The 25,065-nt window shown below is 53.7% G+C and carries 18 protein-coding genes and 1 pseudogene; 5 read left to right on the top strand and 14 right to left on the bottom strand.

Going from position 1 to position 25,065, the window contains the following annotated elements; genetic code table 11:
* Nucleotides 1-37 precede the first annotated feature (37 nt).
* The 9 genes from R5L00_RS01095 to R5L00_RS01135 all read right to left on the bottom strand — a co-directional run bounded on the left by R5L00_RS01095 (nucleotide 38) and on the right by R5L00_RS01135 (nucleotide 10,795).
* A complete protein-coding gene (locus tag R5L00_RS01095; protein WP_317652918.1) occupies nucleotides 38-1,231 on the bottom strand; it encodes an acyl-CoA dehydrogenase family protein in 1,194 nt (397 codons plus the stop codon).
* Nucleotides 1,228-2,898, bottom strand: coding sequence for a class I adenylate-forming enzyme family protein (locus R5L00_RS01100; RefSeq protein ID WP_317652919.1), 1,671 nt, complete (start codon nucleotides 2,896-2,898; stop codon nucleotides 1,228-1,230). The genes R5L00_RS01095 and R5L00_RS01100 overlap by 4 nt, the downstream gene beginning before the upstream one ends.
* Nucleotides 2,895-4,787, bottom strand: a complete 1,893-nt coding sequence (locus R5L00_RS01105; RefSeq protein WP_317652920.1) for a CoA transferase — start codon at nucleotides 4,785-4,787, stop codon at nucleotides 2,895-2,897. Before R5L00_RS01105 ends, R5L00_RS01100 begins: the two co-directional genes overlap by 4 nt.
* Nucleotides 4,784-5,089, bottom strand: a complete 306-nt coding sequence (locus tag R5L00_RS01110; RefSeq protein ID WP_317652921.1) for a MoaD family protein — start codon at nucleotides 5,087-5,089, stop codon at nucleotides 4,784-4,786. The genes R5L00_RS01105 and R5L00_RS01110 overlap by 4 nt, the downstream gene beginning before the upstream one ends.
* A gap of 108 nt (nucleotides 5,090-5,197) precedes the next feature.
* Nucleotides 5,198-5,689, bottom strand: coding sequence for a hypothetical protein (locus R5L00_RS01115; RefSeq protein WP_317652922.1), 492 nt, complete (start codon nucleotides 5,687-5,689; stop codon nucleotides 5,198-5,200).
* 61 nt (nucleotides 5,690-5,750) lie between these two features.
* Nucleotides 5,751-6,194: a M67 family metallopeptidase gene (locus R5L00_RS01120; RefSeq protein ID WP_317652923.1), complete on the bottom strand. Its 444-nt coding sequence runs from the start codon at nucleotides 6,192-6,194 to the stop codon at nucleotides 5,751-5,753.
* A 181-nt stretch (nucleotides 6,195-6,375) separates the two neighbouring features.
* On the bottom strand, nucleotides 6,376-7,548 hold the full coding sequence (moeB, locus tag R5L00_RS01125; protein WP_317652925.1) for a molybdopterin-synthase adenylyltransferase MoeB: 1,173 nt from the start codon (nucleotides 7,546-7,548) through the stop codon (nucleotides 6,376-6,378).
* A 126-nt stretch (nucleotides 7,549-7,674) separates the two neighbouring features.
* Entirely contained in the window at nucleotides 7,675-9,549 is a 1,875-nt protein-coding gene (locus R5L00_RS01130) for a TonB-dependent receptor (protein ID WP_317652926.1), read from the bottom strand.
* A 976-nt stretch (nucleotides 9,550-10,525) separates the two neighbouring features.
* Nucleotides 10,526-10,795 carry a GIY-YIG nuclease family protein gene (locus R5L00_RS01135; protein ID WP_317652927.1) on the bottom strand — a complete coding sequence of 90 codons (270 nt, stop codon included), beginning with the start codon at nucleotides 10,793-10,795 and terminating at the stop codon, nucleotides 10,526-10,528.
* Between the two features lie 149 nt (nucleotides 10,796-10,944).
* Between R5L00_RS01135 and R5L00_RS01140 the strand changes: the two genes are divergently transcribed.
* Entirely contained in the window at nucleotides 10,945-11,940 is a 996-nt protein-coding gene (locus tag R5L00_RS01140; RefSeq protein WP_317652928.1) for a hypothetical protein, read from the top strand.
* A gap of 269 nt (nucleotides 11,941-12,209) precedes the next feature.
* On the opposite strand, the gene R5L00_RS01145 is transcribed toward R5L00_RS01140, so the two are convergent.
* The 4 genes from R5L00_RS01145 to R5L00_RS01160 all read right to left on the bottom strand — a co-directional run bounded on the left by R5L00_RS01145 (nucleotide 12,210) and on the right by R5L00_RS01160 (nucleotide 15,277).
* Nucleotides 12,210-12,785, bottom strand: a complete 576-nt coding sequence (locus tag R5L00_RS01145; RefSeq protein WP_107692644.1) for a CNP1-like family protein — start codon at nucleotides 12,783-12,785, stop codon at nucleotides 12,210-12,212.
* 219 nt (nucleotides 12,786-13,004) lie between these two features.
* Nucleotides 13,005-13,481 (bottom strand): DUF2127 domain-containing protein, encoded by a 477-nt coding sequence (locus R5L00_RS01150; protein WP_317652929.1) that lies wholly within the window; start codon nucleotides 13,479-13,481, stop codon nucleotides 13,005-13,007.
* 162 nt (nucleotides 13,482-13,643) lie between these two features.
* The gene (locus tag R5L00_RS01155; RefSeq protein ID WP_317652931.1) at nucleotides 13,644-14,375 is read right to left on the bottom strand and encodes an epoxyqueuosine reductase QueH; all 732 of its coding nucleotides are present in this window, start codon (nucleotides 14,373-14,375) and stop codon (nucleotides 13,644-13,646) included.
* A gap of 5 nt (nucleotides 14,376-14,380) precedes the next feature.
* Nucleotides 14,381-15,277: a LysR family transcriptional regulator gene (locus R5L00_RS01160; RefSeq protein WP_317654209.1), complete on the bottom strand. Its 897-nt coding sequence runs from the start codon at nucleotides 15,275-15,277 to the stop codon at nucleotides 14,381-14,383.
* 120 nt (nucleotides 15,278-15,397) lie between these two features.
* On the opposite strand from R5L00_RS01160, the gene metE reads away from it, so the two are divergent.
* Nucleotides 15,398-17,692: a 5-methyltetrahydropteroyltriglutamate--homocysteine S-methyltransferase gene (metE, locus tag R5L00_RS01165; RefSeq protein WP_317652932.1), complete on the top strand. Its 2,295-nt coding sequence runs from the start codon at nucleotides 15,398-15,400 to the stop codon at nucleotides 17,690-17,692.
* Nucleotides 17,693-18,309: 617 nt separating this feature from the next.
* Here the strand turns inward: metE and R5L00_RS01170 are convergent.
* Nucleotides 18,310-20,043, bottom strand: a complete 1,734-nt coding sequence (locus R5L00_RS01170) for an ATP-dependent DNA helicase RecQ (protein ID WP_317652933.1) — start codon at nucleotides 20,041-20,043, stop codon at nucleotides 18,310-18,312.
* Nucleotides 20,044-20,272: 229 nt separating this feature from the next.
* Here R5L00_RS01170 and R5L00_RS01175 point away from each other — a divergent pair.
* From R5L00_RS01175 to R5L00_RS01185, 3 genes and pseudogenes are all read left to right on the top strand, one after another.
* Nucleotides 20,273-20,560 (top strand): annotated as a pseudogene (locus R5L00_RS01175) (IS481 family transposase); the annotation flags it as partial.
* A 114-nt stretch (nucleotides 20,561-20,674) separates the two neighbouring features.
* The gene (gene nhaA, locus R5L00_RS01180) at nucleotides 20,675-22,519 is read left to right on the top strand and encodes a Na+/H+ antiporter NhaA (RefSeq protein WP_317654211.1); all 1,845 of its coding nucleotides are present in this window, start codon (nucleotides 20,675-20,677) and stop codon (nucleotides 22,517-22,519) included.
* A gap of 434 nt (nucleotides 22,520-22,953) precedes the next feature.
* Complete coding sequence (locus R5L00_RS01185) at nucleotides 22,954-24,735, top strand: FAD-dependent oxidoreductase (RefSeq protein WP_317652934.1); 1,782 nt, start codon at nucleotides 22,954-22,956, stop codon at nucleotides 24,733-24,735.
* Nucleotides 24,736-25,065 lie beyond the last annotated feature (330 nt).

Raw genomic sequence — 25,065 nt, forward strand, 5'->3', positions numbered from 1 at the left:
TTTGAAGAAAAATTTCGACAGATCGGCAACCATGGGATCAGGCAAAGTGATAGGTGTCTTCTTCTTTAAAAGAATTGATGAGCCGGCGCCCCACTGAGCTGACAAGCGACTCGTCGGTTCCGTCCAGAATGCGTGACGTCCGGGCAATTCTATAAATGCCGGAGAGCGGGGTAAGATCGCTAATGCCTTCCGCGCCATAGATTTGCACTGCCGAGTCCGAAGCAATGCAAAGTGCTTGCGACGCGGCGATTTTCGCGACATTGATCTGGACATCATTTGGACATCCCCCGTCAACGCCGCGGGCAGCGACTCGAATCAATTCCCTCGCACTTGCTATGGATTGGTACGCCGTGACGAGGTGTTGGCGGACCAGCTGTTTTTCATGCAGTCGCGCGGAGAGGCCACGGCCGGAATTTATCCGGGCGCCCATGAGATCGAAACATCGTTGGGCCAGTCCTATCCAATTCATCGAGCGTAGCAGCCTCCCCCTTCGAAGGCGTCGGCTCATCAAATCCATCCCGCCGCCACTGGATCCCAAGAGGTTGCTCTCAGGGACCTCGACCTCTGTGAAAGACATCTCGCCCTGACCGAGGAAACGACCCAATATCGAGATTTGGCGCTCGACCTTGTATCCGGGTGTATCTGTCGGGACCAGAATCATGGAGTGTGACTTGCCGAGTGGCAAATCTTCCCCGGCGGTGCGTGCCAGGACCGTAACAAAAGTGGCGCGGTCTGCGTTGCCAACAAACCATTTTCTGCCGTTGATCGTCCAATTCCCGTTTTCGAACTGTGCGGTCGTCGATATCAAGCCGGGGAACGATCCACCATGTCCCGGTTCAGTCATCCCGTAAGCCGGAATGGCTTTCCCCGCCGCCATTGGTTCAAGGAAATTTTTACGGATTTCGTTGGTACCAAATTCCAAGAGCATATGCGCATCCAATGCGGAATGGCTCCCAAGAATTGCCGGAGAGAATTCCGAACGCCCTTCCTGTTCGGCAACGATAAGGTACTCTTCAAGCGATGCCATCTTTCCGCCATGAGACAATGGGTAAAACAAGCCCCACAGCCCGGCAGATCGGGCTTTTTCGGTAAGCTCGGATTGCAATCCCGCGGCCAGATCTCCGCCATCGGCCAACATTGGTTCATGGGGAAGGATTTGCTCATCGACGAAGCCTCTCACCTCTACCGAAAGGGATCGCGCCAATTCCATACAGCGCGGTTGTGTTTTCACAACTGATTCGCCAATTGGACAAGGCCAGCTTTGGCCGTGTAGTTGCTGAACTCCACCTCGGCAGATAACCGCTTCTTATCGATTTTTCCTGCCGGACTGAGGGGCAGTTGGCGGTAATAGCGCAAATATTCCGGCAATTTATTCGTATCCAGGCCCTTCTCATGCAAGTAACGAGTGAATTGGGATAGCGATGGGCGTTCAATCCCATCCTTCAATGCCAGGCAAAGGCAAACCCGATGGCCAACGTCCGGATCGGCTACAGGTACACAGGCAGCGCTGACAACAGCCGGATGGGAAACGGCGATGTTTTCGATTTGGGCAGGACTGATATTGAGACCACCGCGAATAATGATGTCTTTCTTGCGCCCGGATAGCACCAGATATCCATCATCATCGATAAAACCAAGGTCACCGGTAAAAACCCAGCCATCCGCGTCTCGATATAGCGCATCCAGGTCAGGAGCATTCACATATTGCATAGGACTTATCGGGCCTCTGGCAGCTATTTCTCCGACACAACCTTGGGGAACCTCCTTCTTCTCGTCATCTACTATCCGGATAGAGCAAACCTCCGGGTTAGGCCTCCCGGCCTTGCGAGAAACCGTTTCCAAATCATCATGAAGGGTAGTGTGGCAATTAACACCGTCCGCAGATCCGTATAAACTGATAAAGCCACATCGAAACGCCTCGGTACATCGTCGGATTGACGTCTCGTCAATTTTCGCTCCACCACTAATAATAGCGATCAGACTGGACGTATCCGCTTTTGATAATGCCGGATCAGCGGCGATGCGTTGGAACATGGTGGGAACACCAAAGATGTAGGTCGGCTTCAATTCGGTGATACTTTGAATGGCAGCGGCGACGTCGAATTGACGCAGCAGAACCACGGCTCCGCCGAGCCAGGATAAAACACCGAATGTTGCGGTTGAACCGAATGCCGTGCCCAGCGGCACCAGATAGAGGCCCCTGAAAGCACTGCCATCGACGTGTATTCGTTGCAGAAAACGTCCTCGTCCACCAATCAGCGCGTTGTGGGAATAAGCAACCCACTTTGGCTCGGATTCTGTTCCGGACGAGATCAGCAGCCGAACGGGGAGGTCGGGGGAAACGGTGGGTAATTGGCTTGATTCAATCGGCTCGGCTCCAAACAGGCTATCCATCGTATGCCAGCCGTTTCGCTCTTCCCCATCCACAATGAGAACACGGAGCGACAACAGAATCGGCCGTATCGACTCAATAAGTTCACACAGGTCAACCCCGGCGTATTCATGCTCAACAATAATTACGCGCGCGGCACACCGTCTTAGCAATGACACAATCTCAAGGCGCCCACGCCCTGGGGGAAACGGTGCCACAATCGCTCCTATTGCAGCGGCAGCGAGATCGATCGCGCAACCATGCCAACCATTCTGGAGCTCATAAGCGATGACATCTCCGGAAACAACTCCCACTGCTTTGAAGCTGGTTGCAAGACGACGCACCCTGTCTAATAGTGCTGCGTAAGTGATCGTCTCATCAAACGATACGACCGCAGGGCTGTCAGGGTTCTGACATACATGTTCGCAAAACAGCTGGTATACGGATTTATTTGGATAGATCCCATTTAGGGTCCACTCGCGGCGAACTTCAGCAGGAACCATGTCTACGATGCCCGAATGATTCATCTGAAACTCCAGGGAGAATTCACGCTCGTATAAGAGCCAGGACTCAAGCCCGGCTGCAGATATGCTATGTTCTGCAGGTCAGCCAGGTTTTCGATAACCACAGCTGAAGGAACGCATGCATCTTCCAGCACTTCAGCCCATTCAGTAGCGGTTCTTGACCGGAACAAAGAGTCCAGGTGCGCCTCAAAATCGGCCGTTTCAGTATCCGTGTCGATTTCAAGAGCCTCAGCTAATCGCATTAACGTTGCTACATCGCAACATTCAACGGCGATTTTTCCCTGCTTGGTGTCATAGATTTTGTCGATAATACTTTTTGAGGTTTCGAAAGTAGTGGGCATGTTATATACCTCACGGAAATCATCCGCACACAGAAGCGTGGCGGCGCTCATCAGCGAGGAAGTGACTTTCGCACCAACCTTATTCATACAACGATTGAGCAGTGCGATGGTAATCCCCTGGGCTGCAACGACCCCTCCGAGTACATCCAATACCGTAAATAGAGAGCCGCCATGATTCCCTGAAGTGTCCGCGATCTTTCTGGCAACCCCGGAGTAGGCTTGAGTCATGAAATCCGTGCCGGGTCTTGAGTTCAAGGGGCAATGAGCCGCCCTGTCTGTCGCCCAACCCGCGGCGTAGGCATAAATCAAGGAAGGATTAACCGCAGCCAGGTCTTCATCATCCAGATTTAACAGCACCGCTTTACCGGGCGCCCAGTTATGCAGAAACACATCCGCATCCCGCACCAGTTCCTTGATTTTCGCTTGTCCAACGGGAGACTTGATATCCACTTCCTCAATAGTTTTAAGACGGTTAAGCGCATGGAATCGTGCCGAGCAACCCTCCGCCATTGGCGGCATACCTCGCAGCGGGTCTCCACCCGGCGGCTCGATCCTGATAACTGTTGCGCCCAGAAGTGCGAGAAGATGTCCCGCGAGAGGACCTTGAATTCGCCGACAGGATTCGATGATGGTCAGCCCGCTTAACGGCAGGTCACCGCTGGCCCGGGTTGATGCCCTGCTGTCCGGACTTCTCTCGTAAAGGAACTCCCAGGGTCCCTGGAGCCAAACGTGCCTGCAGTCGTCATCCTTCGCTCTGTCGTCAATGGATCGTATGGGACAGATTGACATGCCAGTACGAGCACATACTTGTGAAATATGCTGGTAAGAAAGATCTGATATCGCGCTGACTAGTTCATCAGGCAGAGGAGATATGGCTTTAGCATATCGCAGCAGAAAAGCGGCCCATCCCTTGCCGGCCACTGCTGAACTCACACCGACCTCGGTCCAGAATTTCTGCCAAGGGCCGACATCCAGCGTTTCGATTTCAAAGATGATACCGTCCGAAGAAACCAGGGGAAGACAGGGGGTATGGGAGGTGTTGTCCGGCAACAGTACTTCCGGAGACTCGCACACTGTTGCTCCCGCTATATACTGTCCCAGGCTTAATAGCGCTGCCGCTGCCATCGAAACGCTGCTGTGCCGTATGGGCAGGCCGCGTAGCTGACCGATTGAAGCCGCAGCTCCACCTTGAAGCGCCAGCGCGGCCGTTAAGGTCGAGACGTAGTTCAACCCCAGAGGCCGGTATTTGCCACTTGCTCGACCATGCACCGACATAAGCCCACATGCCGCCTGCATAATATTTTCAGTCATAAACGCTTGCCTGGATGCGTCGCTCCATTTATCGACGACGCATACGATAGGCTGGGTATGCGGGGTCTTGAATTCAAAAGATAGCGCGCGATTTTCCGCAGGGCTTTTGCTCGACTCAATTTGCATGCCCAGTGCGGTGGACTGGTAAAGCAGTGAGGACGCGATAGCAGCGAACTCCGGACTATGACCATCGAATGGACCGGTTATCCCGCAACCGGTTAAGGCACGGTTCATATTCATTTTATATGCGGGAAGCGAACAGGCTCGGCTTGCCCGCCGGCGACAGCGGGCAAAATGGTCAGCGAATCGCCATCCCGCAATTCTGTTGATAACCCTTTACCAAAACGAATGTCGTCATCGTTTACGTAAATATTGATGAAACTGTGTGCCGTGCCGTCGGTTATCAGCCTTTCTTTCACGCCAGGATACTGGTGCTCTATTTGATCAATGACTTCGAGAACGTTGACACCAGAAATTTCAATCCGCTTCTGATTATTGGTGAGCGGTCTGAGTATGGTTGGGACATTTACTGTGATAGGCATAGCTATTCCTTTTCGATTTTATGATCACAAAACCCGGAAACTACGGTGGAGGCGAGCTCGCAAAACCGGCTTCAACTCAAGCCGACGCTCCGTTACGATTGGTAAACCTCACATGTGATGGTGGTCATGTGCGTCCTTGCTCCCGGCCTGGGGCTTGGCGGCGTTCTCTTTCCTGGCAGTCTTGGCCGTGGCCTTGAGCGGGATAAAGCGGACGGTCGTGACTTCCTGTCCGGGAAGGTCAACGAATACTGTGACCACTGTCTGGGGAGCAACAGAAAAATCCCCGTTACCCCTTAGCATGTTTTCTCCCGCCGGTTCCAGCTTGATAGAGGTCTTATCCTTGCCCTTGCCGATTTGAACGTTTGCCTTGCCACCGCCCCCCTCGGTGCTCAACGGACGGTCTGCATGATCCATTACATAGAGCACGATTTCCTTATCCTTGGCGACGAGCTCCAGGTGGTAAGGGCCAGCCATTCGCGTTTGCCCACCGTGCGCCGATTCCCTGGAATCGAAATATGCTTCATCGTGGGCTCCGGCAAACATTGATATCCCTGACAGTAAAACAGCGACAAGTAACGCGACGGCTCTTGATTTACTCATTTTTCGTCCTTCCCTTGGGGATACGTATAAATCGGCTCGGTTTGTTGCGCGGGTCATACAACTAGGCAACCATCGACAATTCCCATTCTGTTTTATAGGAACCCAACATCCTCACTCGTTCTTCGGTCACCGTCCCGTCCACGATGCGGAAGCTGCGGATTTCTTCTGTATATGCCGGCTCTGTAGGAATAATGACGTAATGAGACGCCGGCTCCGTTGCATACTGGACATCTGTACGGCTGGGGTAGGCTTGCGTATGGGTGTGCGAATGGTAGATAACAATGGGCTCCTCGCCTCGCATCTCCATAGTTCTCCACACCTGAAGGTGCTGCTGCGGGTCGAATTTAAAAAAGGTTTCCGACTGGGCTACATTACGCATCGGAATCAAGCGAAGCGGAAGATTTGAACCGGCGGGTCCGGCGATGATTCCACAGGTTTCAATAGGGTGATCTTTATGTGCTTGAGCAAGCATCGCTTCAACAAGTTTGGCGTGTATGGTCAGCATAATTTTCAACTCCTGAGTAGTAGGTTCATTGAATGACAAACAGAATTTTCGTGTCGGAGAGACGGGACTTTTTAAACATGACGGATTGTCGATACCGAATGACTCTCGGGAAATGCAAAAAATGTGATGCGTGCGTGACTAAGTCAGTAAAAGTGAAGGCCGTAACCGCTTCCCGGCTCAGCTAATAGCTCGGCAATGAGCGGTCCACATCCCTTATCCACGCCAGAATTCCTCCGTCCAGGCTCTTTACGTTTGTAAAGCCATGTTTTTGCATTTCCGTCAGAACATCCCTGGAACGCATGCCCATCTTGCAATGAAGGATGATGAGATCCTCTTTATTCAGCCTGGATAAAGTTTCTTCCGTCATGATCTTGTTTTTAGGAATATGGTTTGCACCTTCAATACGAACAATGTTCCATTCTTCGATTCCTCGGACGTCAATGAGCTGCATCTCCATGCCGCTTTCCCGCAGTTGTTTCAAGTCCAGTGCACTGATTACCGGAACATTTGTTTTATTGTCGGAAGCGGGTTTCCCCGATCCGCAAAATTCCTGATAATCGATCAATCCCGTTATAGGAGTTCTTATCGGCGCCCGCCGCAGGGGAATGAATCTATACGTCATATCCAGCGCATCGTAAACGGCGAGGCGGCCAAGCAAAGTTTCACCTAGGCCGGTGATCAATTTGATTGCTTCGGTCGCCATAATTGCGCCGATCGAAGCGCAAAGGATGCCTAGTACGCCGCCTTCGGCACATGAAGGGGCCATTTCAGATGGAGGCGGTTCGGGATACAGGTCTCTATAGTTAAGGCCCAGTCCGCTCGGCGCGTTTTCCCAGAAAACCGAAGCCTGTCCCTCGAACCGAAAGATTGATCCCCAGACATACGGCTTTCCTGCAAGTACACAGGCATCATTCACAAGATACCGGGTCGCGAAGTTGTCCGTTCCGTCTATAACGAGGTCATAGCCCGAAATTATCTCGATGGCATTAGTTGCTTCCAGGCGTTCGTTATGAAGCTGAACATGAACATAAGGGTTCAATTCATTGACCGAGTCCTTTGCGCTCCTGGATTTGAAACGGCCGACATCCGATTGCCCATGGATGATTTGTCTTTGCAGGTTCGATTCGTCGACGATATCGAAATCAATAATTCCTAATGTCCCAACCCCGGCTGCCGCGAGATAGAGAAGTACGGGCGAGCCAAGTCCACCTGCGCCTATTACCAGGACCTTACTGTTCTTGAGACATTTCTGCCCTTCCAGGCCGAAATCGGGAATGAGGAGATGTCGACTATAACGAGCAATTTCATCTTTACTTAGCTCTCCTGAAGGACGTACTAACGGTAACAGTTGCATTAAAACCTCCATGTTTTAAAACTAAAGCTCGGCACTTATATCGGGCACTAATACATTTCCGACAAAAATAATTTTTTGTACTTTCCTTCACTCTTAAATTAAATGCTCAGTCATATCAGTCTCAGTTCAGAAGCTTGCGGATAGCCCGATCTGCCCCCAGCGCCCGGGCATGGGATAACCTGGGCGATAGGCATAGTTCGCATCCAGGAGGTTTTCCATGGCCACGAAAATCTCCCCTCTTTTACCGAGTATTGGCAATCGATGAGATACGCGTGCATTCATGATCACAAATGAATCCACTTGCTCAGTATTGACGGCCCCCGCCGCCCGCGGACGGCTGAGCGCCAATACGCTTGATTGATACTGGGTATCAACCGTGAGACGGACAGGGCCGATTTGCCCGTTTATACCCGCTGTAACGGCCCTCTTCGGTGTATAGGGCAAGTTGTCGATGCTAGGATCAAGCAGCGTCAAGCCCCCAAATATCGTCCAGTTAGAGGTAATATTTTGTCGGATCGCAATTTCGGCGCCACGCATAACGTAGGTCCCGAGATTTATGAATTGGGGAGGGGGCGGAACATTCGGCGGGAAGCCGAAGATATAACGATTCTTCACCTGATCGATAAATACGCTGATATCGATTTGCGTTGATTCCGTGGGGGTCAGCTTCACACCGACTTCCGCATGATTGAGCTCTTCCGCGGAGAGCTGCTTCCAGGTCTGTCCGAGCGGGGGAATCAGAGACGACAGGACGGGAGCTTCCAAACCCGGATAATTGATGCCACGCGAGACATTGCCAAATATCGTAATCCTCTCGGATATCAGGGATAGGCCGGCGTGGGGCGAGGTTTTTGTCTGGAATTCACTATGATCATAAACGCGTATACCAATCGCCGGGACGAGCGACCAGCTGTTACCCAGGTCGATCTTTTGGCTCAGCGCTATGTAAGGCGATGTGACGCGGAAAGTCGGCGAGTTAAAGGTGCCCGATGGGGCCGGCGCTACGCGATTGAATCGGGATTCGCCCGAGACCCAGTCGCTGTCCAGCCCGGTAACAATAGACCCTCCTTTCCATAGAGAGAACTGTTCTTTCCAGCGCATGCCGGTCATCTGGAAATTATTAAACTGATTTCCTTCCAATCCGGCCTGATGCAGCCAGTTGCCTTCACCCCTGTTGTGGTAAATACGGAGATCGCCATGCCAGTTGCCATGCTTATGGGATATGAAGGCAGATATCATTCCCGCCTGTGTAATGTATTGCGGTGCAATGGCTGGGGATGGGAGACGGTTGTCCCCCGGGTCTCGTGCCTGGTTGGTGACATACAAAAAGCTGGTCCCAACCGCCCAATTGTCATTCAGCCGCACACCGACACGACCCATTACATTATTCAGTTCCCCGCTTGCATTAGGCCGGTGTCCATTCGACTGGGCGTGGCCTTGTGCCAGCATGAAGTCCACGTTTCCGCGGCGACCAACGAGATCCACCTGCTCGATAAAAGTACTGAAGTAACCCCCGGAAATCCTTGCATTAGCCTGAACGCCATCCTCGGACGCACGCTTGGTTTCCAGATTGATCGATGCGAAATTGTTGCCGTTGATTTGCGGCTGAGGGCTTTTGTAGACTGTAATCGATTGCATGCCATTGACCGGCAACAGGTCGAGCAGTGGGTGGTTCCAGACGCCCATGTAGAACGGAACGCCATCAATATAAGTCTTGATTTCGCTGCCAGGACGGCTTACACCCATCCCGCGAATATAGACAGCACCTCCTTGATCGCCACCAAAACCGCCGACCGGGTTGTAACGTGATATCTGCACCCCGGGGGTACGTCGCAATGCAGTCGCCAGATCGAATGCGTTCTGGTCACGTAGCTGACTCTCAGTGACCACCGCGGACGTGCTGGAGAAAGGATCGATACGGACGCGATCAATGATTGGATTAGCCGTCACGACTACCGGAGAAAGCGGCGTTTTTGGAGAGGGTGTTGTACTTTGTGACATGGCTAAACCCGGGAAAACCATTGTTAACATCGCGAATGACACAATTGCCGAGTAAGTCTTTCTTTTCATTTTTCTTGTTCGTTTGAAGTGCCGGGCTGGTAATGGAAACCCGTCATTGCCGTTTGGTCTGCATCATAAATCCAGACTATGCAAAACGATTAATTTTTTCCATTTTCCCGTGAACATGGAAACTCTTGAAATATTCATTTCGGTTTTCGTGGCGCCACGTCTAAATGGCTGGAGAGCCCCTACTAAAAGTCATTGCGCCATTCCAAAAAGTCATATGACTGGGGACAAACTGTAAAACAAATGATTTAAATTAGGAATGTGGCATATTGCCGCATGTGGCATATTGCCGCATGCGACATATTGACGCAGATACAAGTTGACGCCCACTGAAGCGCCCGTACTTCGAGCCAAACGAGCGGGGTTTGCTTACCTGGGTATGTTCCGAGAAGGACGACTTATCAGACCGGGAGGTGCTGATATGAATGGCCAGGCGAGAATGGTTAGAAGCCGCCCTGGTACATCACAAGGCGAACGGCTCAGCCAATTTTCATGGCTGGGGTCTCCAATTACTTGGCACTGTGAAAACAGGAAAACTTGTTGCCACTTCATAGTTCACGGGTATGGCGGCAGCCCTGCTAGTTCCAGTTTATTGAACAGCTTCCGTATATCGGAGAAAACAGTTGTAAAGGCCGCCCATACGACGTCCCCAGTATCCGCTGCCAATTGACTGGCATCGACTGGTGGCTATCTTCTCTTTCTTCTGGACCGCCTGCTGAACCTTGGGTTGGGTTGGCAGCCAAGCACGGCTCAGGCGCGTGGGTATGCAGCAGGCTTATTTGCCACAGCAATACTGATTGGTAAGCCTCTTCTGTCATACTGAAGCTGCAGTATGATTCCGGATGGCCGGGTGGGCGGGATTTCTCAGAGAACCGCACAAATGCACGGCAGTCTTTGGAACAGGTCGTCGTCATTTTCCCGAGGTTAATTCAGCCTTAATCAGCATCAATTTTTCTTTCTTGCCCATCTGCTTGATTTCGTACTCGCGCTTACCTGCTGCTGAGCGGGTATCGTATTTTTCCTGGTAAACAAGCATGACTGGACGCCGGCAGCGGGTATACCTGGCGGCAAGCACATCATTGGTATTGTGTTCAGCCACGCGCCGCCCTACATCAAGGGCGATCCCAGTATATAAGCTGCCATCCGAACAGCGCACCATGTACACATTCCATGTATCCATTAATTAAACTAAGCCAATTTGGATATGAGGCTGGCAGTATTTCACTTCATCAATGAAATAAAGGGCTATGATTTTCCTCTCTTCGTGCTAAAGATGAGCATCCCGGTAACTGGATTCCGGAAAACAAGGACGCTTTGCAGCAGATAGGGATGTTTAACAACAACGTGTGGGTGATAAAAAAACTGCGGACGGCGATCCCGGAAGATCCATTCGAAGTATTAATCAATGGCAAATCAATGGGGAGGACCAAACTCCTGTCCTTTGCGAAACGCGTACCCAACACAAACCGTTTCCCTCAGGTTCTTGTTATCTACTCTTCGGGTTATCTGCGGCTCAAGGTCGGGGCTGATCCTACGCCAACGTTGCCGTTCGGCCAGAGCCTTGTCCTCGGGCCGGCAATCTCCGGTACCTCGACCTCATTTCCGAAGAGAACCTTATTCTTCCATCCCCAGTTACAACGTGTCGCTGTCGACACATCCCAACTCGGTCGGGATGGTACGGGCAGGCTGCTGATCCAGATTACGAGCTCGCGCTCAAGTTCCCCCAACAGCGCCACGACTAATCAGATCATGAATCTCTCTTGGGCGCTGATCCTGGAAGACCCATCTGACCTGGCAACCACGCTCCATGTGGCGGGGACGTTTGAATTAACAGAGGATGTGGTTCCCGATCCGGTGCAGACGGAAAAGTTCGAGTCAGTGCGGCTCCTCCAGGTTTCCACCATGTATATTGATAATGTCCGGCATGATGTTGACGCGCTCCGTTTCCTCACTGGTGGGAATGTGGTGACGTTATCCTACAGCCCTGCATTGGCAAATCTGCTGCTGCCCATTTCGCCCACCTCACTGGATCAAGGAATGCCGATGTTCGATTCTGTCCATACAGATGATGTCGGACAGCCCAACGGGAATACACCGAGCTACAGAATCAGGATTAATTCAACTACAGGCCCCATGACGGGGCCGATTATGGTTCGAGCATTTTTCAACCGCAGCCAGAACCTGCACAACGACAACTTGGGACTGTGGGCCTTTCAGCAACCGCCGGCGTCTATTAAAAAGGGTACAACCGGAAACATCGATTACACCGTGATCGCGAGTATAAATCCTCATTCCCTACAACTGCGCCCGCTGCTGCCGGATTAGTTGTAGCTGCTGGATCCGCCTCCCGCCACGATCTCGAAAGAGTTACTTACTTGTAGCCGCTGGATCCGCCTCCTGCCACGATCTCGAAAGAGTTACCAGAGCACGCCCGCAGTAAATAATTTGTCTGAAAGGAAAATGAGATCGACCGAATGAAGCAGTAAAGCGGTGACGAAGGCGTGCAGCGCCGTGCCACGACGAAAGTCGCAACTCGACATAGAGCTGCCTGTCCCGATGGGCTCTTCAACATGTGAGTTCAGTCTTATCGCTCGCTACTGAATCACGCGTGGATGGCTGCCTCTCTTCAACGCTTGAATGGCCTCTTCCTTATTTCTCACAATAACATTAGCCGGGCAGAAGAAATATCTGGAAAGCGCCCGTTGCGCATAATGCTGAGAGATATCTTCGAGTTCCTCCCATTTTGATACTCGTGCCCGTACCCAGGTCCTGTCGTCACGGCCAATGGCGTAGAGCCTTTTTTCGGTAACCTGAAATTTAAGTATTAATATTTTCAGTCTCGCCTGCTCTCTCACGCCATCGGTTGCACACCGCATTCCCTCGTAGCTTACGTTCATCGCTCCTTCGGGTGATTTGATTACCAGCGTATAGCGCACTATGCCTTCCTCTCCGACCACGAGAGAGGGAGCATCGATGTAATAAAGATTATTGCTGGCAGGGCCGGCGTCAAATGGCAGCAGATTCTCCGCTTTGGGGTAAGCAGGCAGTTGTACCTGCAGTTCAGCCCAGGGTTTGTCACCATCAAAATCGGTATCAAATCCCTTCAATGCCTTTTGGGCGGCGCACGCCGCAAGCGTCAGCAAGCATAGCAACAACAGAATTTTTTTCATGATAAAAAATCAACCAGCGCAGATATCACTCTGCCGGTTTCAAGCACTGCACACCTTTTCCTGCTCAACCAGCAGAAAAGCAGCATCAAATTCCGCTTACAGCGTTTCGGGTGATGTCGAAGAAGCGGAGGCCCGTTTTCTCCCCCTTAACCGAGGGCTTTTTTTCCTACTGGTCTCAAGTCTGTAACGTAAAACATGGATTCACTGCTACGGCAGGCTCTATTTCACTATCTCCTTCCCGTGGAGCACAAAATGAAGCATAAAAATAACTACCAGCACGTTTAGTGCCAGTGCGGCGAGACCTAGCCAGGTAACATGTTCGCGCAGCTCCAGAAGCTCAAAAGGCACATAAATCGCTCCGCTTGCCGCCGAAACCCACTGGGCCCACTTCTGGTAATGCCAGAGACCATATGCCTCGATAAACCGGACAAGGACATATAGCCCCGCACCCGCTGCAATCAGGGGTATCTGCGGCTCCGTTATCTGCCCAGCCAAATCAAGGAAGATACGCGGATACCGGGAAGCCGGGTTCAGGTGGGAGTGCGCTACCAACTGTTCGGCAACCCGCTGAGCGTCGTGATGAGCCAAGGACAGCACGCCAAAACCTGCTAGCAATACCACCGCGCCTTTGAACGCTTCAAGAAGCGCGACCGTACGCAATGTTTTTGAAGCAGCGTTTGCAATCCGGAATGGCATGCAAGGATGTTAACTTAGTCTCAGCTGCAGAATATATAAACGGAAGGGCAGATGAATCGAGGGAAGTCGCCGAGTGTGGAATTTGCTCAGGTACGAACAACAAAAAGCCCGCGATTCCGCACGGTCTGGGCTCCAGCTATCCAGCGTGGCATCGGCACGCAATCAGCAATTATCGTCGCCCCCAGGCATTGCCTTGGCCTCGGGTTCGGCTGTGGCAGGGGTCGCCGGAGTGCCGATTTCCTGTCCATAGTACAGTACGCCTGGCTTGATGCGTTCCCGCCCCATTGCGACGCGATGGCTGTTGGTGTCACGCAGCGAATAAGCGCAGCCGCAGTACTCCTGCTGGTAGAAATTCTCGCGCTTGCTGATCTCGATCATGCGTGCCGAACCGCCGCCCTTTCGCCAGTTGTAGTCCCAGTACAGCAGGCCCGGATAGCGTTCGGCGGCTCGCTGCCCGCAGTCGTTGATTTGCTGCATGTTCTTCCACCGAGAGATGCCGAGCGAGCTGGTAATGACCGGAAAGTCGTGTTCGTGCGCGTACAGCGCCGTGCGCTCAAAGCGCATGTCGAAGCACATGGTGCAACGGATGCCTCTCTCCGGTTCGTTTTCCATGCCCTTGGCGCGCGCAAACCAATTGTCGCGGTCGTAGTCCGCGTCGATAAAGGGCACGCCAAACTGTTCCGCAAAGCGGATATTCTCGTTCTTGCGCAATTCGTATTCCTTCAATGGATGGATGTTCGGGTTATAGAAGAAAATGGTGAAGTCGATGCCCGAGGCGTGCATGGCTTCCATCACTTCGCCGCTGCACGGCGCGCAACAGGAATGCAACAGCACTTTGGCGTGACCATTGAGCAAGGGCAGCGGATTTCGCTTGAAGTCTGGTTTGTCGTGCATGTCGTTCACCTTGGCTGATTGCGGTGCGCGCGCGCCAGTTCGACGAAAGCGCGCAGGTAGTCGATATCGGCATCGCTATTGCGGATGCCCAGGAAGATCTGCTTGGCAATGCCCTGTCGGCCCAGCTTAACCGGCGCAATGTCGAGCTTGTCGGCATATTCCTCGACCAGCCAGCGCGGCAGTGCAGCTACGCCGCGGCCGCTTGCGACCATTTGTAACATGATGTCAGTAGTCTCGATGGGTTTGTGCCGTTTCGGGCTGATACCGGCGGGCATCAGGAACTGCGTATAGATATCAAGACGCTCGATAGCGACAGGATAGGTGATCAGCGTCTCGTCGGCAAGTTGCTCTGCTTGTACGAATGCTGCATGACGCAGCGGGTGCTGTGGGCCGACGCCCAGCACCTGCTCGTAGTCGAACACGGGCTCGAAATGCAGGCCGGTCCTGTAGAGTGGATCGGGTGTCACCAGGATATCGATTTCATAGCCGAACAGGGCACCGAGGCCACCAAACTGAAATTTTTGCTTGACATCCACATCCACTGCCGGCCAGGCGGCGAGGTAGGGCGACACGAGCTTGAGCAGCCACTGATAGCAGGGGTGGCATTCCATACCGATACGCAACGTGCCGCGTTCGCCCTTCGCAAACTGTACGAGGCGCTCTTCCGCATGCAAGAGTTGTGGCACCAGCCGGTTGGACACCGCAAGCAGATATTCTCCTGCCTGTGTGGAGCGCAGACTTCGGCCCTCGCGATGCCAGATGGCTACGCCGAGCTGGTCCTCCAGCTTGCGCACGGCATGGCTCAACGCGGATTGCGTGAGATGCAGTTTTTTCGCTGCGGCGGTTAACGAGCCGTGTTGCTCGACCGCGCGAACGATTTCAAGGTGGTCGCGTTCAAGTATGGTCATGCCGTATCATCATGTATGAGCAAGGTTAATTAATGGATGAAATAATACCATTTTTATTCATGAATTATGCGGCCTAGAATGGCGCTGTTTTCCACTCACTCAAGGCTAAGCATCATGACACTCACGCACAACCTCGGTTTTCCGCGCATTGGCGCCAAGCGCGAATTGAAATTCGCCCTCGAATCTTATTGGAAAGCACAATCCTCCCGTGACGAATTGAAGACCTTAGGTACCGAACTCCGCCGCCGGCACTGGCAGGACCAGGCAGCATTGGATCTGGTGCCGGTTGGCGACTTTGCCTTCTACGATCAGGTGTTGGACATGAGTTTCACGCTTGGCAACCTTCCGGAGCGCGTACGCGGCTTTCACGGGGATGCCCTGGACAACTACTTCCGTGTGGCGCGCGGCCGTTCGGCCCAGTCGGCGGATGAACATGTCCACTGCTGCGGCGGTGTCGCAGCCGGCGAAATGACCAAATGGTTCGATACCAATTATCACTACATCGTTCCAGAGTTCAGCGCCGCTACCGAGTTCAAGCTGGATCCTTCGCGGCTACTGGAACAACTGGCGGAAGCCAAGGCGCAGGGCGTCAAGGCCAAGCCGGCGATCGTCGGTCCGGTTACTTACTTGTGGTTGGGCAAAGCCAAGGATGATTCTGACAAGCTGGCCCTGTTGGAGCGGTTGCTCCCCGTCTACGTCGAACTGCTAGAGAGGCTGGCCGCCGCAGGCGCTGAGTGGGTGCAGATCGACGAACCTGTGCTTGTTACCGAACTCGATGCCGCTTGGACGCGAGCCTTCAACCTGGCGTACCACCACCTCAAATCTTGCCGCGTGAAGCTTTTGCTGGCCACCTACTTCGGCGCCCTGCAGGGGAACCTGCCTCTGGCCGCCAACCTGCCGGTGGCTGGTCTGCACATCGATGCGATCAATGCCGGCAGCGAAGTGCAGAGTCTGCTCGACCTGCTGCCCTCCTATAAGGTCCTTTCGCTGGGCGTGATTAACGGCCGCAACATCTGGAAGACCGACTTGAACGCCGCGCTCGACTGGCTGCAGCCACTGCACGAGCGCCTGGGCGAGCGTCTGTGGATCGCACCGTCGTGCTCGCTGCTGCACGTGCCGGTCGATCTGGACAGCGAGCAAAAGCTCGACGGCGAGGTAAAGTCCTGGCTCGCTTTCGCGAAGCAGAAGCTCGATGAATTGCGCGTGCTCGCTACCGCCCTCAATCAGGGACGCGCCGCGGTCCAGACCGAGCTGGAAGTTAACCGGGCCGCCATCGCAGCGCGTCGCAACTCGCCCCGGGTCAACAACCCCGCAGTCAAGACGGCCATCGCCAAAATCGACGGCAAACTCGGCGAACGCAAGAACGGCTATGCCCAGCGCGCCGCCAGGCAGTCCGCGCTGCTGAAACTGCCGAAATTCCCCACCACCACCATTGGCTCCTTCCCGCAGACAACGGAAATCCGCCAGGCACGCAGCCAGTTCAAGGCCGGCGAGATTAACGAGGCAGCTTACAAGACAGCGATGCAAGCGGAAATCGCCCGCAGCGTGCGCGAGCAGGAAGCGCTGGGACTGGACGTGTTCGTGCACGGCGAGGCCGAGCGCAACGACATGGTCGAATACTTCGGCGAGCAGCTTAATGGTTACGCTTTCAGCCAGTTCGGCTGGGTGCAGTCCTACGGCTCGCGCTGCGTGAAGCCGCCCATCCTGTTCGGCGACATCAGCCGCCCCAAGGCCATGACGGTCGAGTGGATCAAGTACGCCCAATCCCTCACCGACAAACCCATGAAGGGCATGCTGACCGGTCCGGTCACAATTTTGAACTGGTCCTTTGTGCGCGACGACCAGCCGCGCTCAGTGTCCTGCTACCAGCTTGCGCTAGCGATCCGCGAGGAAGTGCTGGACTTGGAAAAAGCAGGCGTGCGCGTGATCCAGATCGACGAAGCCGCCCTGCGCGAAGGCCTTCCGCTACGAAAGTCGCAGTGGAAGGAGTACCTCGACTGGGCCGTCGAATCGTTCCGCATCACTGCCAACGGCGTGGAAGACGAGACTCAGATCCACACCCACATGTGCTATTCGGAGTTCAACGACATCATCGCGTCGATTGCTAACATGGATGCCGATGTGATCACGATGGAAACCTCACGTTCCGACATGGAGCTGCTAGACGCTTTCGACAACTTCAAATATCCGAACGAGATCGGCCCTGGTGTCTATGACATCCATTCGCCCAATATCCCAAGCGAGCAGCACATCGTCGAGCTGATTAAAAAAGCGGCCGAGCGCATTCCCGCCGAGCGCCTGTGGGTCAATCCGGACTGCGGCCTGAAGACCCGCCAGTGGAGCGAAGTGATCCCGGCGCTGACCAACCTCGTCGCGGCGGCAAAAACCTTGCGCGCCACGGTTGCCTGATCGTTTCACTCCTTGCGTCCGTGCCGAGAACAGCAGTTTTACCTTTTCTAACCCACTGCTTCGGTCCGTGTACCGCACAGGCAGGGTTCATGCAAGGACGTGAGCGATCAACAGCCAGTCAGACACCAGGCGGATTGCGGCCAGGTGCAGCTTCACCGCTAGTGAAGACAGATGACCTCGAAGGGTCTCGGTGTTATATTAGTGATGGCACGCTTCAGTGCGTTAGGAAATAGGTCTTATCACTCGGGCAGTGCATAAACCCGTAGCCAGCAGCTATCCTTTAGTTGCATGGAACGCAGTACCAAGAGAAACCTCCAGCCGGAAGGGCTGGGGGTTTTTGTTTTTCAGCTATGTGCAGACATCTTCATTCTTTGGCCTCTGCGCAAAGTTGTACGTATTGCAGATTCATAGAAGATCACTAGATGTTTTAACGCCCTCATTGTATCTTCAACTGCTCCTGGTATTAAGCCGAGGTTCAACTGTGTGAGTGCGGATGTAGTATTGCAATGGAATTTCTCACCCACCGGCTATGGCTTTCGCCAGAGCGACTTTTGGCTTCCTCTGCAACTCTCTGGCGAAACATGCTGCATTATTGAGCAGTTCCGGGTTATATGGGATCAAGCCGTAACGTTTTCCTGAGATGAGCTTCCTGCAACTTCGACGTGATCTCTAAGATAAGTCCCCTCTTCCCCTTCGGGGAAAGCTATCGTGACCATATCGGCAGTACAGCCAATAACCTGACCTTGCCCTCTCTTTGGAACCGAAACGCTAACCCCGATGGCGAGTTCTTCTTGAGAGGGAGCCTTTGCTTGTTCTTCATGAAGGTTTGTGCGTTGATCAGGCGGAGCAAGTTCCAGCGCTTGCTCCGGAGGTTCCAGGCAATTGTCGCAGTGTTTACAATGCTCCCAGGCCGACTCTTCCTCAAAATATTTAAGCAATACCTTCCATCGGCAAGCTCCCGCTTGGGCATAGAAAACCATGTCTTCCAGTGCCTTGCGGTGGTGGACATCTTTCTCATGTGCCGTGTTTGCGACCTCGAGAATTTTCTCCGAAGGATTCTCTTTTTTCCCGAGGCGATAGCCTAGGTTTTTATTGCGAACGATTATTCCGCGATCCTGTAATAGCTTCAGCAATATTTGCAGTTTTCTCTTGGAAAACTGACTAAACCTCTCCTGTATCTGGCTTAGCTCAACAACACTGTGATGCTCCAACAGCTCCGTGATACCCCTGTAGACACCCTTCAATTCCTCAAAGGTTGGATAGCGGCGCGCTAAAAAGAATTGCTGGATTCGTTTATCGTTTAGGTCATAAAGGAGCGTACATATCGCATCCTTTCCATCGCGGCCCGCACGACCGCATTCTTGATAATACGCACCCAGATTTCCTGGTATTTGAAAATGGACCACAAACCGAATATCCGGCTTGTCAATACCCATCCCAAAAGCGTTGGTGGCTACGATGATCCGGCTTTCGCCTTGCATGAAACGGTCCTGATTTTCGCTGCGATTCTTTTTTGGCAGGCGGCCATGATAGAGGGTAACGGTTGGCTCCACTGCACGAAGTGATGCGGCAAGTTCTTCCACCGCTTTTACCGTGGCTGCATAGATAATTCCGCTGCCATCGGTCGTCCGGATCAACTTCTTGAGCTCATCGATTTTCTCCTCGGCGTTGGTGGTATGTATCACCTTGAAGTGGAGGTTCGATCTATAGACACCTGTATTTATGAGCTCAACCGATCTGCGTCCCAATTGCTTCGTTATATCATCCATCACCTCTGGCGTGGCCGTCGCGGTTAAGGCCAGTATGGATGGATTTCCCAACGCCTTGATGGCATTGCCTAGCTCAAGATAAGCGGGGCGAAAGTCATGACCCCACTGTGAAATGCAATGAGCTTCATCCACGACGAAAAGGCTGACGGTAAGGCTCTGTAGCCTCGCTATGAATTCCGGATCAGCAAGGCGTTCCGGCGTTACATATACGATGTCGCTTTGGGCTTCGGAGATATTCTGTAATGCTTCCGTCTCTTCCTGCACACTCAGAGAGCTATTAACCTGGCCGGCCTCCACCCCAATCTCCTCAAGTTTCTCCACCTGGTCCTTCATCAAAGAAATTAGAGGGGAGACGACAAGTGTAATGCCGGGCAGACTCAGGGCCGGTAGTTGATAACACAGAGATTTGCCTCCACCGGTTGGCATGATTACCAAGGTATCGCGTCCATCCAATACGTTCTGGATAACCTGCTCCTGTCCAGGCCTTAAGGATTGCAAGCCAAAAGTTCTTCTTAAGTTCTTCTTAAGCTTGGATTGATCAGTTCTTAAGTTCTTCTTAAGCATGGATTGATCAGAATTCATTATTTGGCACCTCGTAGTCACCACAGTAGCGCAGTGGCAGAAATAATGAAGAATTGAAGAGGTTGCATCTGTTCGCTAGCAGACAACTGATCATTATTTTTAGAAGTGACTAACCTATAGCTCTGGTTGAGGCAGGAGACGGAAACGCGTAAGCCCAATGAAGGCCCATCGACCGAAATGGCCCTAAAATGGGCGATCGGTATCGTTCAAGCAAATCATCATGTCTTCCGGCAAAGCTCACAGTCAGGACGCCTTTTACGTGGGAAGATCAAGAGTGTCGGGCGTGTCTATCAGCAAACGTTAGTTGATACCGATTCCAAGGGGGCTGCAGCCCAAGCTCTATACGACCAGAGCCCCCTTACTGCAGCCAATCTGCTAAATGATCAGGTGCCACCTTTCTTCGCAGAACAGGCCATCTGCCCTGACCCGCATCCTGACAGATAGAGGGACTGAGTTTTGCGGTAAACCGGAGACTCATGATTATCAGTTCTCCCTGGCCTTGAATGATATTGAGCACCCTATGGCCTCAGGTTTCCCGGAGCTATTATCTATAATATTTACATCAGCTACTCAGCCAAAGACGAAGTGATTGCGGATATTGTTCATAGGATGAGGCCATTCAGTGTCGCAGATGAAACTAAGCAGCAAGCTCGACCGTCCGGTCGATAACGACTACGACCACACGCTCGGTCCAGCGAATGCTGAAATAACGCTGGTAGAGTACGGAAGCTACGCGTGCCCGCATTGCCGGGCTGCGAATGAGAGAATCGCGCAGGTTCGTGATCAACTGGGTGACCGCCTTCGTTATGTATTCCGGCATTACCCTCTAACAGGAAGCGATATTGCTCTTAGAGCTGCCGAGTTGGTGGAGCATGCAAAAGACACCAACAGCTTCTGGGAGGCTCATATCGCATTGATGACGCGTTCGGAGACGTTGACAGAGGAGGATCTGATTGCGGTTGCCCGAGATCTGGAAATGTCCCTACCAGATCCTGGTGAAGCTAGGGAGGCAGATGAGCGTGCCAGGGCGCGCGTCCAGGCCGACGTAAAGAGCGCCCAAGTCAGCCACGCCTTGGTCACGCCGACATTCTTTATTAATGGTCGGCGCTATGATGACCCCTGGGACGAGAGCTCTTTTGCTGACGCAATGCTCGGCGCGCCCGGCCACAGATTGCGGGGTGTAGCGCTCGACTTTGCCGACTGGGCGCCTTCGGCGGGCGTCCTGCTCCTACTGGCGACGATTCTTGCTGTGGCTTTTACAAATTCCGGCCTGGGCACCCACTTCGTTGCGCTGTGGGAGCTGTATCTGGGCGTTTCACTCGGTACCGCCGAGTTCAGGATGTCCTTACTCCACTGGATCAATGATGGTCTGCTCACGATCTTCTTTCTGGTCGTGGGGCTGGAAATCAAGCGCGAATTTACAGTGGGCCGCCTCGCGAGTATACGATCGGGAGCCCTGCCGGTTGCCGCAGCTGCGGGCGGCATGGTGGTGCCGGCGACCCTTTATATGCTGCTGACTCCTGCGGGAGCCTGGTCGCACGGGTGGGGGGTCCCAATGGCGACCGACACGGCATTCGCCGTGGCGCTGATCGTGATGATGGGAAACCGTGTGCCAGCCGAGCTGCGCATCTTCCTGACGGCGGCGGCTATCGTCGACGATATTGGCGCGATCATCGTAGTGGCGATCTTTTACTCCGGCACGATGAACTTCGGCTATCTCGCAGGCGCCATGGCCATTGTTGCGGGACTGGCCCTGCTCAACCGTTTCCGCATCTATAGTGTCACGCCCTACGTCCTTCTGGGCGTCCTGCTCTGGACCTGTGTGCTCGCAAGCGGACTTCACGCCACCATGGCGGGCGTAATCCTGGCGCTATTCATTCCGACGCGGCCTCCTCCAAACCTAACAGCATTGATGACACAAGCGGATGTAATCTTGACTACCGAGGCACGACGCAGCAGCGAGGTCTTGCGGCACGGCCCTTCGCTTCCGGCGATGCGAGCGCTCGACGCAATCCACGACCGCCTGGAATCACCGGCGGATCGCCTGCTGCGAAAAGCTGGTGCCCCGTCAAGCTACGTTGTGCTGCCGCTGTTCGCCTTGGCCAATGCCGGAGTCGCGGTTACTGCGGATGTACTTATCGGCCACGAACCCCTCATGCTTGCGATTTTCTTCGGATTGGTGATTGGCAAGCCCCTAGGGCTGGTGTCGGCATCGGTCCTCGCTGTCCGGCTCGGGATCGCCACCAAGCCCGACGAATATTCTTGGCGGCAACTAATCGGAGCCGGCGCACTGGCAGGGATCGGTTTCACCATGTCGCTGTTTATCGCCAGCCAGGCGTTCCCGACAGAGACCGATTTTGCCGTGGCTAAGATCGCGGTGTTTGCCGCCTCAATAGCATCGGCGATCCTCGGCGTGGCTATCTTATGGAACGCGGACGGGGCAGCTAAACGCATAAACGAGGACGTGAGGCTGTAAGGGCTATGACTACAATCGTTCAAACAAGGGGAGTTGAAGATGCCTATAATGCTTCTGATGACACAGTAAAACTAGCGGTTCGTGGTTTTTCAGAAGGCGCAAATCATGGTCAAGCGAATTTCGCTATCGTCCTCACGAAATGCACGGTTTGATGGATTTAAACATATTGAGCCTGGGAGTTGTATGGTTTGTACGCATCTCGACAGCATTCGCGACGTCATACCTTCCGCGAATGGCTGTGAGGATTGTCTTAAGACCGGAGACTCATGTGTACACTTCCGCGTGGGCCGCCAGTGTGGTCACGTCGGTTGCTGTGATAGCACACCAGACCCGCGCGACCGGTGCTACATCGACGAAGAGAGGCTCGATTTCACCGGCAGCCCGACCGTACACCTCCACCCTTCATCGGTTGCTTTCGGGGATCCCAAGCTACGATGAAAAAAGTCCCTGACAGTTCGCTCTCGCCAGCGTCTGGTCAAGTGGACGATGTTCCACCCAACGCGGCAAACTTTCCATTGCCGCCAGACCTGGAGTCGCGCCGAGAGCAGATGTTTCCCAAGCTCGCCCCCGCAGAGGTTACCCGGTTACGGCGTTTTGGCACAGTGCACACCTGGCAACCGGGTGAACTATTATTCGAACCCAACAGGCCCGGGACTGGCATGTTCGTTTTGCTGCGTGGACGCATTCTGACCACGCGCAAAGATGGCTTCGGCATCGAGATTCCCATAATTGAAAGCGGACCGGGCAACTTCACGGGCGAAGTGGGCCAGCTTTCGGGTCGTCCTCCCCTTGCCTATGGGCGCGCCCTAGAGGTGGTCGAAGCGTTGGTGATAGACCCTCCCTCGTTGCGCGCAGTGGTCGTGGCCGAGGCTGAGCTCGGAGAGCGCATTATGAGGGCCCTGATTTTGCGACGTGTAGGACTGATCGAAATCGGAGGAGGCGGCCCGCTACTGATTGGCTCTCCGGACGGTGCGGGCATGGTGCGATTGCAGGAATTTCTTTCAAGGAACGGTCATCCCTATGTGGTGCTGAATCCGGCACTGGATAACGTTGCAGAAGATGTGATGAGGCTACACCAACCGCGGCCAAATGAAGTGCCCCTGGTTGTTTGTCCCGATGGAACGGTCCTTAAATGCCCCACCGAAAGGGAGCTCGCGCGTCGCCTCGGTTTGTATATAGATCTAAGCGCGGACCGTGTCTACGACGTTGCGATCGTTGGCGCTGGGCCCGCCGGTCTTGCTGCTGCGGTATATGCTGCATCGGAAGGACTTTCCGTATTGGTGCTCGACACTCATGCATTCGGCGGCCAGGCGGGTGCAAGTGCGAGGATCGAAAATTACCTCGGTTTCCCCACCGGTATCTCCGGTCAGGCGCTGGCGGGGCGCGCTTATGTTCAGGCGCAGAAATTCGGTGCCGAAATGGTGGTCCCCGTCGAAGTAACGGCGCTCGATTGCTCTGGCTTTCCCTACGCGCTCCAACTTGATTGCGGCGTACGGGTTTCTGCAAAAACCATGATTATCGCCACCGGTGCAAAATATCGGCGTCCCGCCATACCCGAACTTGAGAAATACGAAGGTCGCGGCGTCTATTACTGGGCTTCGCCGATCGAGGCCTCGCTATGCGGACAGGAAGAGGTGGTGCTGGTCGGCGGCGGCAATTCGGCCGGCCAGGCCATAGTATTCCTGGCGAGCCACGCGGCGCACGTGCATCACTTGATTCGAGGAGCCGATCTGACAAAAAACATGTCGAAATATCTCATCGACCGCATCGGGGCGCTGGCGAACGTTACCTTACATACGGAATCCGAGATTGTTGCAATCGAAGGCTGCGAAGAAGGAGTGAGCGCCGTTCATTGGCGCCATCGCCAAAACGGCAGCATGGAGACGAAATCAACCCGGCGCATTTTTCTGTTCGTTGGTGCCGATCCGAACACCGATTGGCTCGCCAATTGCGGCGTAAAGTTAAATGATAAGGGATTCGTCTGTACCGGCTTCGACTTATCGCTGGACGAATATGCTGGGTCGGCGAACTCGAAAAAGGGCCGTCAACCGCTACAGCTCGAAACTTCCATACCAGGTGTATTCGCGATCGGCGATGCACGTGCCAACTCAACCAAACGTGTTGCCGCCGCGGTGGGTGAAGGCGCCGCAGTGGTCGCCGAGGTGCATGCCTGGCTTGCATCGCATGAAGCTATGCCAGTAGACCACGGAGCATAACGGACTCTTGTAGCGAGTTAACTGATAAGTCGTGTGCAGCTCGTTTTCGTTCCCGCCCGTTCTTTTGCATGGTCATCGGCATCGCTGACTTGGCAACGCGTAGCCAAACTTGGCTGGCTGAATAAGCTTCTCACCTGATTAGCAACTCAAACCGTAAGCGGTACCACCCATAGCTGTTTTTGCGGATCGGATGGCTTCAGAATGGGCAAAAATATTTCATCAGGTTGTGGCAAGGATTCAAAGGATCTCGGGACAGAAGAGGATTTCAAGGAAGCGATCAGAGCGGTGCATGAGAAAGGAGGGCGAGTCATCCTCTATGTTGAGCCCCTT

It is taken from the genome of Nitrosospira sp. Is2, from assembly GCF_033095785.1.
GTDB lineage: Bacteria > Pseudomonadota > Gammaproteobacteria > Burkholderiales > Nitrosomonadaceae > Nitrosospira.